Origin of the sequence: Paenibacillus sp. FSL M7-1455 (assembly GCF_038004655.1) — a bacterium.
GTDB classification, from domain to species: Bacteria; Bacillota; Bacilli; order Paenibacillales; family Paenibacillaceae; genus Paenibacillus_AQ; species Paenibacillus_AQ cookii.
Genome location: NZ_JBBORO010000001.1, coordinates 2,818,556 through 2,831,761, shown reverse-complemented (window position 1 = coordinate 2,831,761; position 13,206 = coordinate 2,818,556). Strand labels below are relative to the sequence as shown.

The following is a 13,206-nucleotide window of genomic DNA, read 5'->3' as shown; positions in this document are numbered from 1 at the left end:
ATGTCTATTATACATGGAGATGAGAAGAAGATTCTACCACCGTTCAAAAAAATTTAATGTTGACTTTCTTCAGCCGTCAGCCCGCTGACCATAAAAGCACGATGACCGCGAGTTGGACGCTGAAAAATAATCCGAGAAGCAGGAGAACGATGATAGCCAGCAATTTCCCTACAGTAAAAGCTAGTTTTTTCCAATTGATATGTTTCACCCTTCCAGCCTCCCGAATCATACAATTTATTAACATTAAAAGCCTATTGTTCCTTGACGTCAAATGATTTCAGATGGTTGCTTGTTGGATTCTATCGTGGTAAATTAGGTGGCAGATCATTTATTTAGGCAGCACCTAAAAAATCGCTTTGTGAAAGGGGATGACATGGATGCTTGTGTGGATGCTTCGGCAGGTTATGGCCCAAAAGGGCATTTGGTCGGGCGCCGAATTGGCAAGATTGCTGAAGGAAAAAGCCGGATATGAGCTCTCCCCTCCTTCCATCAGCGCATTGCTGCGCGGACAGCCCAAACAAATGAAAGCCGAAACGTTGGATGCGCTCTGCACGGCTTTGGAGTGTACGACCGGTGATTTATGGGTTCATACGCCTACGAACATGCAAGGAGCTTAATTTAACATCGGGAGGTTCATCAAAGTGGCAGAAAGAGAAATACTTCCTTTTGGAGATCCGGTGCTCCGGAAAAAAGCCAAGCCGGTCGAACAGCTGACCCCGAAAATGCTGCGGATCCTGGATGATTTGGTGGATACGCTGTACGCGGAAGACGGACGCGCTGGCCTGGCCGCTCCGCAAATCGGCGTTTTGCGCCGAATGGTCGTCATGGATTGCGGGGAAGGGCTGGTCGAATTGATCAATCCGGAGATCCTCGAATCAAGCGGTGAGCAAATCGGTCCGGAGGCCTGCCTCTCTTACCCCGGTTATGCCGGGATCGTAAAACGGGCCGATTACGTCAAAGTCAAAACGCTGACCCGGACGGGCGAATCGGTTGTGATCGAGGGTCATGGTTATCTCGCCCGCTGCATACAGCATGAAATCGATCATCTGGACGGCGTGTTATTTATCGACCGCATCGTGGACGGACAGTTTTACGACGAGTTGACCAAACAAAAAGCCGACCTGCTGCGCGTCCTCAAGCTTGCGCAAAAATAAGCGTATTGGGACTCCCGGCAACAAAAGAAACCGTCCCTGTTCTCCGGCGAAAACAGGAACGGTTTCTTATTCATATCCCGGGTTAACGATGTGCCGTATATACGTTCGCGCGGCTGATCCCGCGGATTTGCTCCAACTCCTCCGGACTTAATACCGGCGCAGCGGCCGAATCCGCATTGTGAATGAGCTGGTCCAGCGAGCTGGCTCCCGGAATGGCCGCGGCTACCGCCGGATGGCCTAGCGAATAACGGATGGCGGTCTGCGACATGGTGCGATCCGGACGGATGAACGCCTCCAGCTTGCGGCGGATGTCCAGCAGTTCTTCCGGCCCGTAATCCAGATATCCTTTGCCGGCTTTTCCTTCGCCCGTTTCCGCCAGCACGCCGGAGGCTACGGGGCCGCGGGCAACGACGCTGATGCCGTGCTCCGCAAGCAGCGGCAGCACTTCTTCCTCCGGTCTGCGGTCCAAGATGCTGTACTGGCTCATAACCGACACGATGTTCGAACGTTGGACGTATTCGCGGATCACGTTCGGACGGATCGAGGAAATGCCGTAATAACGGATGACGCCTTCCTGCTTCAATTCTTCGAACGCCTCGATCGTCTCATCGATCGGGTCGTCCAACGTGCCGCCGTGCAGCTGATACAGGTCGATGTAATCGGTCTGCAGCCGGCGCAAGCTGTCCTTTACCGCCGTTTTGATGTAAGCTTTCGAAGGATCCCAGCTCCAGCCTTCCTTGCCGGGAATGCGCCGGTTGCCCACTTTGGTCGCGAGCACGACGTCGCCCCGGCGGCCTTTTAACGCTTTGCCCACGATTTCCTCGTTCCGGCCCGCATCATACAAATCCGCCGTGTCCAAAAAATTGATTCCCCGTTCCAGCGCCGCGTGGATCAGGCGTTCCGCCGGTTTTTCCTCCGTCCCAAGCGACATGCAGCCCAGTCCGATTTCGCTAACGTACAAATCCGATGATCCCAGGCGATTTTTTTTCATCATTCATACTCCTCTCCGTATATCGCTTTTTCCCATGGTCAGGCAATCAGCATGTGAACGACCGTTAATACGAGACCGATCAAAAAGCCGCAAATCGCCCCGTTGACCCGAATCCACTGCAAATCGCTGCCTACTTTCTCTTCAAGCATCTTCACCAGCGACTGATCGTCGAGCTGATCGAGGTTTTCGCGCACCAGCAGACCGATCCGGTAATAGTTGGCTTCGACCGCCTTCACGATCAGGGATAACGTCCCTTGCTCCCAGCGGGCCATCATGTCTTCCTTGTCCCGGAGCATGTTCGCTGTCCAGCGATAGAGCTTAACGATGCCGCGTCCTCCGTTTTCACGTTCCTGCTCCAAAGCCGCAAGCACGCGATCCCGGATTTCTTCGAGCTTTCGCAGCATCCATTCCTCGGTGCCGGGAGCCGCAATTTTATCGCTGATCAATATTTTAAGGCGCTCGGCGACTTCCGGATTTTCCGCAAAACCGGTCACCTGCTGCCGCACCTCCGTCAAAATGCGCTGGCGGACCGGGCTGCTTTCGTGCGCCAATTCATGCAACGTGGACTGAATCAGGTTTTTCAGAATGTTGCCAAGCTTCTCTTCGCTCATGAATCCCAGCATCGCCTGCAGCGCAAATCCCTTCATCCCGCTCAACTGGACTTCCTGCAGCTTGCTTAGCGCCAGCTGTCCCAGCATATATTCGTTTTCGGGGCGGCTTACCCAGCGTCCTGCAAAATTCAACACGAAATTAAAAGCCTTTTCGTCCAGCTGACTGCGGAAAGCCTGCTTGGATGCCGCTTCAAGCATCGGCGATAAATCCTGCTTACCCACCAAATCGATCAGCAGCTTTTGCGCGGAAGGCGTCATTTTGTCCACCGGCAGCTGCCGGACGGCCTCGCTCAGTGAATCAATGACCTTCAGCCGGATTTCCTTTTTGGCGATCAGCTTCAATAGGCCCGACGAAATCCCTTTAAACAGCTTCATCTGCCGCAATCGTCCCGTAATGCTTTCCTTGTTCAGCAGTTCCGTTTCAAGGGCCGAAATCAGCGAATTGACGATTTTATTGCGGTTTTTCAGCAGCAGGGACGTATGCGGAATCGGGATGCCCATCGGATGGCGGAATAAGGCCGTGACCGCAAACCAGTCGGCAAAACCGCCGACCAATCCGGCTTCAAAACCTCCCTGCAATAAGCGAACCGCTATATTTTGAGGCAAAAACAAGGTGATCAGAAACCCCGCCCCCATGACGGCCAGGGAGGTCCCTGCCAAATATCTCGATTTCAAGTTTAATCCCTCCGCTCTATGTATCCATGATCTAATCCTATTGTACCCACATATGGCCCGAAGCGCTTCGGCAGCTAACCGGCAAACAGAAAAACTCCCGATGAAACGGGAGCTCCGCCAACTTCATAACCTCGGCTTGTATACCGTGAATTTCTCTTCCGCAGGCGTTCTCGGTTGTCCCTCCGGCGCCTCGTGAAAAAATCCGAGATGCAGAAATCCGGCAATTTTTTCGTCCGGTTGTATCCCGAGTGCTTCCTTGACGTTCGGATCGTAAATGTGCGGATTCGTTTTCCAGACCGATCCGAGCCCGCGCTCCCAGGCAAGAAGCTGAAAATTTTGGATCATTGAACTGACGGCCCCGTAATCCTCGTCCCGCTGTTTTTCATTTTCGGCATCCGTCATGACGACGATCAGATAAGCAGCAGGTTCGTTGAAATATTTGACGCGGTATTCGAACATCTCGTCCGGGTAATGCTGAGCCATTTCGATCGCGAAAAACGGCTTTGCATCGGTCGGCACGAAGATGAACCTCCACGGCTCGCGAAGCTTGTGGGTCGGCGCATAGACCGCGTCGTTCAGCAATTCGAGCACCAGCTCCTGCGGTACGGGATCGTCCTTATACCCGGTTTTTACCGATCGTCTTTCCCTGATGATTTGGGCAAGTTGCGATTTTTTGACCTGTTCCATTCGTCTCTTCCTCTTCCATTCGTATATTGCGTTATTTGAAAGAATAGCTCCGTTTCTCCTGCCAGCCGCGCAGCAGCATGCCGAAGATCAGCAACACCACGCCGGCATTGATGGCCAGATCGGCGATGTTCATGATGCCCGAACGGGATCCCCACACGAGAAAATCGGTCACCTTGCCGTACATGAGACGGTCCAGGGCATTGCCGAGCGCTCCCCCGGCGAGAAAACCGGCCGCCAGTTCCAGCACCATGCCGCGGATGGCTCCCTTAATGCGGTAATAGATAAGGGCTCCCACCACCACGATCGCCAGGTACGCAAACCATTTGCCGTACCCTTGGAACGAACTGAAGGCGGCCCCGCTATTTTGATAATATTCAAAATGAAGGTACGGAATAAAGACATTCCGCTGTTCCCCGACAAACATATGGGTGCGCACCCACCATTTTGAGCCTTGATCCACGAGCAAAACAACAAGCGCCAAGATGTAGAAAGCCATAGAACCCCTCCTTGTTTTTGCTTTGTAAGGCAGATCTCCTACCGGCTTTTGATTAAAAGCTCCACCGCTTCCTTAACCAGCCCGCCGGTGTCGTTTCCTTTGGCGCGCTCCTCGAGGATGCACTGCTCCAGATTGGTCGCAACGATATATGCCATCGCTTTGTCGGTTGCGCTGCGGACGGCGGACAACTGCGCGACGACATCCTTGCAGTCTTTTCCTTCTTCCATCATGCCGAGCACTCCGCGAATCTGACCTTCGAGCCGCTTTAAGCGCCGGACCACGTTATCATCGTAATTCATGCCGAACCATCCTTTCCTTGACTAATTTGAAAGAGCGCGGGCAGCGACTCCTTATTTCGCCATGGATTCCATCGCTGCATCGACCAACGCGTCGAACATGTCGTCATCTTCTTCAAGAAGCTCGTCCGCCTTGAGAAACTCCTCTTCGATCCCGGACTCTCCCGCAAAGTTCAGACTGTAATCCCAATCCTTGCCGTTTTTGCTGAACAGCGTGATTTCGTATTGCGACTGGTGACCTGCGAGGGTAAACGTCACATGACCGAGGTAATGTTTTCTTCGTCCTGCGCCATGTCTGCTTTCATGATTTGGTATTCCATAGATCTGTTCTCCTTTTTTGCTTTTCCATGTATCTATAGTATACCATGTCCGGTATTCTTTCCATCCAACGCGAACATATTTTCAATATGTCATCCGATTTAGTACAATAGAAAAACCATCGCTTGAGTCGGTGACGTCTTGAGCCGGTGGAGCGAAAAAGTGGTGTTCAGACTGCATCGCGGGAGAAGACGATCAATATTGGAGGGACAAAATATGGCCAGCTTTCAAGAAAATTTGAACAAATATGCCGATCTGGCCGTCAGAGTCGGCGTCAACGTCCAGCAAGGACAAATTCTCGTGGTAAATGCGCCGGTCGAATCGGCGGAGTTCGTGCGCATGATCACCGAAAAAGCTTATCAGGCGGGAGCCAGCGAAGTCCGCGTCAACTGGAACGACGAAAAAATCACGCGGCTCAAATACGAGCATGCCGCTGATGAGGTATTCTCCGAAGCGCCGAAATGGTATGCGGGCGAAATGACCGAACTGGCGGAAAGAGGCGCAGCCATCCTGCACGTGCTCGCTGAAAATCCGGATTTGCTCAAGGGCATCAAACAGGAGCGGATTGCGGCGAACCAAAAAGCGAGAGGCCAAGCGATGACCAAATACCGCGCTTACCAGCAAGCCGATAAATTCAGCTGGTGCCTGATCGCGGTTCCGTCGCCGGAATGGGCCGACAAAGTGTTCCCGGACGCGCCGAAGGAAGAACGCGTGCAAAAGCTGTGGGATGCCATTTTCCATACGGTTCGCGTCGACCAGGACAACCCCGTGGAAGCATGGACCGAACATCTGAAAACATTGGATGAAAAATCGAAAATCCTGAACGAAAAGAAATATAAAAAACTGCATTACATAGCGCCGGGCACCGACCTGACGATCGAACTCCCGGAAGGCCATATTTGGGCCGCCGGAGAAAGCTTCAACGAAAAGGGACACAGCTTCGTGGCCAACATGCCGACCGAAGAAGTGTTTACCGCTCCGCTGAAAACCGGCGTCAACGGATACGTCAGCAGCACGAAACCGCTCAGCTACGGCGGCAACATCATCGATAAGTTCACCATTACGTTCGAAAACGGAAGAATCGTCAAGGTGGAGGCCGAAGAAGGCCAACAGGTGCTCGAGCACTTGGTGGAAATGGACGAAGGCTCGCACTATTTGGGCGAGGTTGCCCTCGTGCCGCATCAGTCTCCGATTTCCGAGTCCAACATTTTGTACTTCAACACGCTGTTCGACGAAAATGCATCCAACCATTTGGCGATCGGCAGCGCGTACGCGTTCTGTCTCGAAGGCGGCAAAGACATGACGCAGGAGCAGCTTAGCGAACGCGGGCTGAACACCAGCGTGACGCATGTCGATTTTATGATCGGCTCGGGCGAAATGGACATTTTCGGCATTACGGCGGACGGGAAAGAAGAACCCGTATTTAAAAACGGAAACTGGGCATTTTAATTCTTGTCTCCAAAACGCATCAATGCCAAACGCATACGATGTCAACCTTGGAGCCAGCTGGAGTCTTTCCTGCAGAAGCGGGAAAGGCTCCATTTTGCGTATATGCGTCCGTCTGCGGCAAAGTTTCGGTTTTATTTGACCTGTGGTTGATTTACAATAGAAAAATAACCCAAACACACTGATTGTGTTCTTTAAGGAGGATTCCGCCATGTTAACGTTTGAACAAAAACTGAACAACTATGCCGAACTAGCGGTCAAAATCGGGGCCAACGTGCAGCCTGGGCAGACCTTGGTCGTCAGCGCCGACATCGAGGCACGCGAGCTTGTCCGATTGATCGTCAAAAAAGCTTATGAAGCGGGGGCCAATTTCGTAAGAGTCAATTATACCGACGAAGCCGTCACCCGGCTGAGATACGACCTGGCGCCGGATGAATCCTTCCTGCTCCCTCCTGCCGCGCAAGCGCGCGAATGGGTTGAGCTGGCGGAGCAAAACGCGGCGTTTTTGACCGTCATTTCCGCCAATCCCGATCTGCTGAAAGGCGTGGATCCGGAGCGCATCGCGAACAACCAGCGAACCTTCGGCCAAGCCATGGCCAAATACCGCCAGTACCAGCAGGCCGATAAAATGAGCTGGACGGGCATCGCTTTCCCTTCTCCGGACTGGGCCGCGAAAGTGTTCCCCGATCTCCCCGGCGACGAAGCGGTCGCAAAGCTGTGGGACGCCATATTCCATGCCGTACGGGCAGACCAGGAAGATCCGGTCGCCGCATGGCAGAAACATATCGATACGCTTCAAACCAAATCGGATGAGCTCAACGGCAAAAAATATCATAAGCTCCATTTCGTCGCGACGGGCACCGATTTAACGATCGAACTTCCCGAAGGACATATTTGGGCGCAAGCCGGCAGCGAAAACGAACAAGGGACTCCGTTCGTCGCGAACATTCCGACCGAAGAAGTATTCACGGCTCCGTTAAAAACCGGCGTAAACGGATATGTCAGCAGCACCAAACCGCTCAGCTACGGAGGAAACATCATTGACCGCTTCAAGCTGACGTTCGAAAACGGCAGAATCGTGGATTTCACGGCGGAAGAAGGACAGGATACGCTTGCGCGTCTGATCAATATGGACGAAGGATCCCATTATCTCGGCGAAGTGGCGCTCGTGCCGTACCAGTCTCCGATTTCGCAAAGCAATATTTTGTTTTTGACGACCTTGTTCGACGAAAACGCGTCCTGCCACCTCGCGATCGGCAGCTCCTACGCCTTCAACCTGGAAGGCGGAAAAACGATGTCGGCCGAAGAGCTTGCGGCTCACGGCATGAACGCTAGCATCACGCACGTCGACTTTATGATGGGTTCTCCGGAGATGAATATTACCGGCATCACCCGCGACGGGAAAGAAGAACCGATTTTCGTCAACGGCAATTGGGCCTAATCGGCAAAAACAAAGCCGGGAAGCTATTCCCGGCTTTGCTCATGCACGGAATATTTTTTCGAAAAACGCCAGCGCTTTGCCGCTGCATCTCACCTGCAACCTGCGGATAAGCTCGGCACGGGATTCCTCCTGCGATAATCTGCTTTCTTCGATCCCGTTTTGGTTCATGCGTCGTCGTTTCATAGGCGGTGCTGTTCCACCCGTTTTTCTCCCCGTCCGCATTCACTTTCGCTTGTACGCCGGAGATGACGATGAACAAGGCGTCCTGCAGCTCCACGACCGCCTGGTCGAAAGCTTTTTTGTCTTCCTTCGCCTTCATGAACGCCCGCTCGCGCAGCGCCCGGGTATCGATCCCCTGCTCGATTTCGATGAGCCGGTACAGCTCCCACGCCGCTTGGGACAGCAATCCGTCTCGATAGCAAGCTTCGGCGCTTGGACCTAAACGCAAAGCGTTAAACACGAGCGGAAACCAGTCGGGCGAGACCAAAACCGCTTTTTTCTTCATGAACTTGCCGTAGGCTGCTTTTCCTTCCGCGGGAAAACGAACCCGCCATTTCCACGGATCCTGCTCCGTGTCGCTGTGCCAGCTCGTTTGCGGCGTCACGCTCTCGAGCGACGGATAGTCCGGTATCAAGGACGCGAGCGGCAAAATCCCAAGTTCCTCGATTAATTTTACGGCTTCATCGTAGTTATTCACCATCGTACCGGTCTGCATCTTCTCATCCATGGGTCAGCTCTCCTTCTTCCGACAGCCCAGTCCCATTCCCTTCCATTTTTTATTTCCCTATTTCACGGGTCTCGGGTATAATGCCATAAGAAAGTCCCTAGGCATACGAATGCATTCTATAATCCAAAGCAAAGCCATAAACTATACTACCAAGGTATCCATAAGCGAGAGGTCGGTAAAGATATGAAGCCGGAGTCTATGAGATGACGATCCATATGGATACGCCAAGCGGATGAAGGAGGAGAAACCCCGTTATGTCCAACTTTTTAAACAAACTCAAACAGGGTGTATCGGATGCAGGCAAAAAAGCTCAGCAAACCGTGGAATCCACGACATTGAAGTTTCAGGTAGCATCCAAAGAAAAGGAAATCGAAAAAAACTATACGGAGATCGGACGGATCGTCTACCGTTCCCTTGAAGATCAAACCAGCTTCGTTCCCAATGCGGAATACCAAAAATATCGCGAGGCCATCGTGAACCTCGAGCAGGAAATCGAAGAGCTCAACCGCAAAATCCAGCAGCTCCAAAACCTGAAGGAATGCGGATGCGGAAAGATGCTGCCGGCCGACGCGTCCTATTGTCCGTTTTGCGGTCAGCAGTTCCAAACCATCGTGCTCCAACCGTCCGCCGTTCAGGCCGAAAAAACTTCCTATTGCCCCAGATGCGGGGAGGCGGCAGGTTCGACGGATAAATTTTGCCGGAGCTGCGGGTTTCATTTAGCCGAGTGACGTCCGCTATATATTAACGATTGCATGACCGCCTTTCCGATGACGGAAAGGCGGTTTTTTTATGCCACGTTACAGTATTCAGGCTTAAGTTTTAACGTTTCAAAGCATAAAACGAGCTGGTTTCTTCCCATCGTTCGCCCGGCTGGAGTCCGAAAAGTCCGATTTTCTCCGCAGGCAACCCCGTGATATTCGGCGCATTGACCAGATTGGTTTGCGGTTCCGGACAGAAAAACTTGCCGGAGGCGCCGTTGTTCCAAATCATCCAATGCTTGTAAGAAGTTCCGACATCGTATACCAAAACGTCCCCGGTCCTGTTGTCGGTCAGCTCCATGCGGTTGCGGCCGTTTTGCGGGCTAGCCGTGTAATGGTTGTCCATCTCGGCAAAGTAAGGGCTGACGCCTTCGGTCTTCATTAACTCTTCCTCGGCGCTAAGCGGCTGGAACCGTCCCGTCGGCAGCATCCGCTCGTCCATTTCCCGGCGCTCCCCGATCGTCACTTTGAACGTATAATCCGAAGCTTTGCTTCCCGGCACGAAAGGCGCGTTGATCGCCGTATGGAACGCCAGCAAATTCGGCATGTTTTCCTTGCCGTCGTTGACGATCGTCACCTTCTGGTGCAAACCCTCGGCATTTAAGGTATATCGAAGCGTCACCGTAAAATCGAACGGGAAATACTGCTTGTAAAGATGGCCTTCGCCCACTTTCTGCGAGATGACCACCACGCTTTCGTACTCGTCGCCCTTTATGTATTCAACCCTCCAAGGGATCGTATGCATATAACCATGCAGATGGTTGCCGCGGTCGGTTTCGTTGACCGGCAGCCGGTACTCCTTGCCTTCCCAGGCAAATTTACCGCCGTCATACCGGTTTGGCGGAATCAGGACCGGAATGCCGTAAATGCCCGGATTAGCCTTGAAATCTTCCATTTCGCCTTCTTCAGGCTCTCGCAGATACTTGAATCCCTTTTCGACGTCGCGGAACAAAATCAGATTGCCCCCAAGCTCCGGGAGCAGCGCCGCTTCGTACGGTCCATGTTTCAGCCAAACCGCCCGTTCGCCTTGAAAATCGCCTACATAGGCCGAATGTTGTGTCTCCATGATTGCCTCCTCTTCATCCATGAAAAGATATTTAGCATACTAAGGATAGATTTCATCCTTTACTTAATATACCATGCTTCAGAGGCCTTCGGAAACGCTAGCTGCGATAAATCGTTGAATCAAGCCGGAGGCTCCGGGCTTCCTACCAGAAGCACGTCAATGTCCCTGGCCAAACGGAGCAGTTCCCGGACGGCTTTGCGCCTGCGTTGCTTGGATCCGGGCGATCCGTCCTGTCCGGCGATGATTTGCGTCGCTTGGAGGCCGGATGCTTTTTCCATCGTGATCCGGGGAATATCCCGCCATGCTCCGGCTTCCAACACGCCATATGTTCCTCCCAAACGCTCCGTGAGCTTGCGGCAGTCGTCCATCATGGGGGTTATGACTTCAGCGGTACTCATACGGATGGTGTCAACATAAAGTGCCGCCTTCAAACGATACGCAATTCTAAAACCGCGCCGAATGAGCCGCTCCCCGTTTGTTCCGGGAAAAATGCATACGTAGATCGTTTCTTCTTTTCGCCATGGACCGCGGATGGAAAAGCTGCGTTCCCTGGATTCAAGCCGTTCGTCCACGTCATCGGCGATTTCTCGCAGGGCAAGCTCCCTTAAGGCGATCAGATTCCCGGTTTTGAAAAAGGAGTCCAGTGCCTGTTCAACCTTGCCCGCTGCGTAAATTTTCCCCTCCCTCATCCGCCGGCGCAGCGCCCGGGGAGCGACGTCGATGAGCTCCACTTCATCGGCCATCGACAGAATGGAATCCGGAACGGTCTCCCTTACCCGAACTCCCGTGATCTGCTGCACCGCATCATTCAGGCTTTCCAAATGCTGCACGTTCATCGTCGTGATCACTGAAATGCCATGCTCAAGCAGCATCAGAACGTCCTCGTACCTTTTTTTATTGCGGCTGCCCGGCATGTTCGTGTGCGGGAGCTCGTCGACAAGGGCCAGCTCCGGATTGCGGGCAAGGATGGCATCCAAGTCCATTTCCTTTAACACCCTGCCTTTATACGCAATTTCCGATGCGGGCACCGATTCCAACAATCCGATTTGGGCCGCCGTTGCCGCCCGTCCGTGGGTCTCCAGCCAGCCGATGAGGACATCCGTCCCCCTGCTTAAGCTTTCGTTGCCTTCACGCAGCATCGTGTACGTTTTGCCGACGCCCGGGGCTGCTCCGATATAAATTTTCAACCGTCCGCGTTGGATGCGGTTCACTTTCAATTCCATCTCTTCATTGCTCAGTCTATGAAATCGCTCTTGTTGATGCGGCTGAAAACGGAGGGCAGGAAGTATGCGCGAGTCTCCATGCGCCGTCCGGTCGGCCACCCAAAACAGATCGATCCCCCTTGCGTGCTTCAGTATGCCGCCCGTGACGGAGCCGTGCCAAAATTCCTGCCAACGGCTTTTCTTTGAATGTCCAAGAACGATTCGCGTCACGTTTTTTTCGAGGGCATACTGAATGAGCGCCTTGGGAAAATGCCTGGATGAACGCAGCGTCCGTTCCTCGACGGCGCCGTCCGTTTTTTTCGCCATCTTGTGCAGGGAACGTTTGAAAGCCGCCGCTTCCTTCGTCAACTTGCGTTTTTCATGCATAAAAACAACGACGAGCAGGTCCCCGTTTAAACGTTTGGCGATCTGTTGCCCCCTGCGGATGTAAAGAGAACCGTTCGAGTGATACTGCGCCGACACCAAAATCCTTTCCGACGCGCCCGACGGCCCCTGCAACCCCATGTGCTCGCGGTGTTCCTCGAGTTCGGCTTGAACGCCCTCGGCCACAAGGCGCAATGACAATTCGCGCAGCACGGCCAAATCCTTGCGGGTCAACGAACCGGCATCGTCGTTCGCCCCCAGTTGACCTTCCTTGATTCTTGCGATCAGCGTTTCGTGCGAAACATCGATCAATCGAATTTCATCCGCATGCCCCAACGTTCCCATCGGAACGGTTTCCCTGGATTCCACGCCGGCCCACTTTCGGGCCAGGTCATGGACGCCTTCGATCTCGTATGCGTTTAACGTCGTGACCACGCCGATGCCATGATCAAGCAAAAATTCGATATCCTTTAACCGGTTCGGAAATTGCGCCCCTTTGCGGTTCCGATGCGCCAATTCGTCCACCAGTACGACCTCGGGATTTCGCGCAAGCAATCCTTCAAGATTTAAATCCTTGGTCTCCTTGCCGCGGTCCAGCCAATGGATGCTGGGTACCCGTTCAAAACCGGCCAACTGCTTTTCAATTTCCGGCCTGTTTAAGGCGGAGACGGCGCATAGGACGACATCGATCCCCCGCTCCTTCAATAGTTGGCCTTCACGCAGCATATGGTAGGTTTTACCGCTCCCGCTAACGGCGCCGATCATGATTTTTAATGCGCCTCGCCGAACCTTTCGGATTTCTTCCAAAACTTGTTCCGGCGTTTTTCTTTTGTATTCATCCATCGCGTTCTCTCCCCACCATGAACGGTTTGCACGTAAATCGTAAGCCTGCGAGGGCACTGCTGTAAAATGCCGAACGCCCCTCCTGCACCGACGATCCTCCGAAAAACGGAA

Annotated in this window: 15 protein-coding genes; 5 read left to right on the top strand and 10 right to left on the bottom strand. The window is 53.2% G+C overall.

Annotated features, from left to right (window positions below; translation table 11 throughout):
* Positions 1 to 76: 76 nt before the first annotated feature.
* Entirely contained in the window at positions 77 to 208 is a 132-nt protein-coding gene (locus NYE48_RS13035) for a hypothetical protein (RefSeq protein ID WP_281422505.1), read from the bottom strand.
* Between the two features lie 169 nt (positions 209 to 377).
* Between NYE48_RS13035 and NYE48_RS13030 the strand changes: the two genes are divergently transcribed.
* Positions 378 to 617: a helix-turn-helix domain-containing protein gene (locus tag NYE48_RS13030; RefSeq protein ID WP_036712122.1), complete on the top strand. Its 240-nt coding sequence runs from the start codon at positions 378 to 380 to the stop codon at positions 615 to 617.
* Between the two features lie 24 nt (positions 618 to 641).
* Positions 642 to 1,154 carry a peptide deformylase gene (def, locus tag NYE48_RS13025; protein ID WP_036712120.1) on the top strand — a complete coding sequence of 171 codons (513 nt, stop codon included), beginning with the start codon at positions 642 to 644 and terminating at the stop codon, positions 1,152 to 1,154.
* A gap of 82 nt (positions 1,155 to 1,236) precedes the next feature.
* On the opposite strand, the gene NYE48_RS13020 is transcribed toward def, so the two are convergent.
* From NYE48_RS13020 to NYE48_RS12995, 6 genes are all read right to left on the bottom strand, one after another.
* The gene (locus NYE48_RS13020; protein ID WP_341000652.1) at positions 1,237 to 2,145 is read right to left on the bottom strand and encodes an aldo/keto reductase; all 909 of its coding nucleotides are present in this window, start codon (positions 2,143 to 2,145) and stop codon (positions 1,237 to 1,239) included.
* Between the two features lie 38 nt (positions 2,146 to 2,183).
* Complete coding sequence (locus tag NYE48_RS13015) at positions 2,184 to 3,431, bottom strand: DUF445 domain-containing protein (protein WP_036712117.1); 1,248 nt, start codon at positions 3,429 to 3,431, stop codon at positions 2,184 to 2,186.
* 123 nt (positions 3,432 to 3,554) lie between these two features.
* Positions 3,555 to 4,118 (bottom strand): nitroreductase family protein, encoded by a 564-nt coding sequence (locus NYE48_RS13010; RefSeq protein WP_340998981.1) that lies wholly within the window; start codon positions 4,116 to 4,118, stop codon positions 3,555 to 3,557.
* 31 nt (positions 4,119 to 4,149) lie between these two features.
* The gene (lspA, locus tag NYE48_RS13005; protein WP_341000651.1) at positions 4,150 to 4,647 is read right to left on the bottom strand and encodes a signal peptidase II; all 498 of its coding nucleotides are present in this window, start codon (positions 4,645 to 4,647) and stop codon (positions 4,150 to 4,152) included.
* A gap of 5 nt (positions 4,648 to 4,652) precedes the next feature.
* Entirely contained in the window at positions 4,653 to 4,913 is a 261-nt protein-coding gene (locus tag NYE48_RS13000; RefSeq protein ID WP_036712113.1) for a metal-sensitive transcriptional regulator, read from the bottom strand.
* Between the two features lie 51 nt (positions 4,914 to 4,964).
* Complete coding sequence (locus NYE48_RS12995) at positions 4,965 to 5,168, bottom strand: hypothetical protein (protein WP_445323983.1); 204 nt, start codon at positions 5,166 to 5,168, stop codon at positions 4,965 to 4,967.
* A gap of 276 nt (positions 5,169 to 5,444) precedes the next feature.
* Between NYE48_RS12995 and NYE48_RS12990 the strand changes: the two genes are divergently transcribed.
* A complete protein-coding gene (locus NYE48_RS12990; RefSeq protein ID WP_340998980.1) occupies positions 5,445 to 6,677 on the top strand; it encodes an aminopeptidase in 1,233 nt (410 codons plus the stop codon).
* A 208-nt stretch (positions 6,678 to 6,885) separates the two neighbouring features.
* Complete coding sequence (locus NYE48_RS12985) at positions 6,886 to 8,115, top strand: aminopeptidase (RefSeq protein WP_340998979.1); 1,230 nt, start codon at positions 6,886 to 6,888, stop codon at positions 8,113 to 8,115.
* Here the strand turns inward: NYE48_RS12985 and NYE48_RS12980 are convergent.
* Positions 8,096 to 8,842, bottom strand: a complete 747-nt coding sequence (locus NYE48_RS12980) for an AlkZ-related protein (protein WP_340998978.1) — start codon at positions 8,840 to 8,842, stop codon at positions 8,096 to 8,098. The two genes, NYE48_RS12985 and NYE48_RS12980, sit on opposite strands and share 20 nt — an antisense overlap.
* A 254-nt stretch (positions 8,843 to 9,096) precedes the next feature.
* On the opposite strand from NYE48_RS12980, the gene NYE48_RS12975 reads away from it, so the two are divergent.
* The gene (locus NYE48_RS12975; RefSeq protein ID WP_052147119.1) at positions 9,097 to 9,570 is read left to right on the top strand and encodes a zinc ribbon domain-containing protein; all 474 of its coding nucleotides are present in this window, start codon (positions 9,097 to 9,099) and stop codon (positions 9,568 to 9,570) included.
* A gap of 91 nt (positions 9,571 to 9,661) precedes the next feature.
* Here NYE48_RS12975 and NYE48_RS12970 read toward each other — a convergent pair whose 3' ends face one another.
* Both NYE48_RS12970 and NYE48_RS12965 read right to left on the bottom strand, forming a co-directional pair.
* Positions 9,662 to 10,666, bottom strand: a complete 1,005-nt coding sequence (locus tag NYE48_RS12970; RefSeq protein WP_340998977.1) for an aldose 1-epimerase — start codon at positions 10,664 to 10,666, stop codon at positions 9,662 to 9,664.
* Positions 10,667 to 10,785: 119 nt separating this feature from the next.
* Entirely contained in the window at positions 10,786 to 13,095 is a 2,310-nt protein-coding gene (locus tag NYE48_RS12965; protein ID WP_340998976.1) for a universal stress protein, read from the bottom strand.
* Between the last annotated feature and the right edge of the window lie 111 nt (positions 13,096 to 13,206).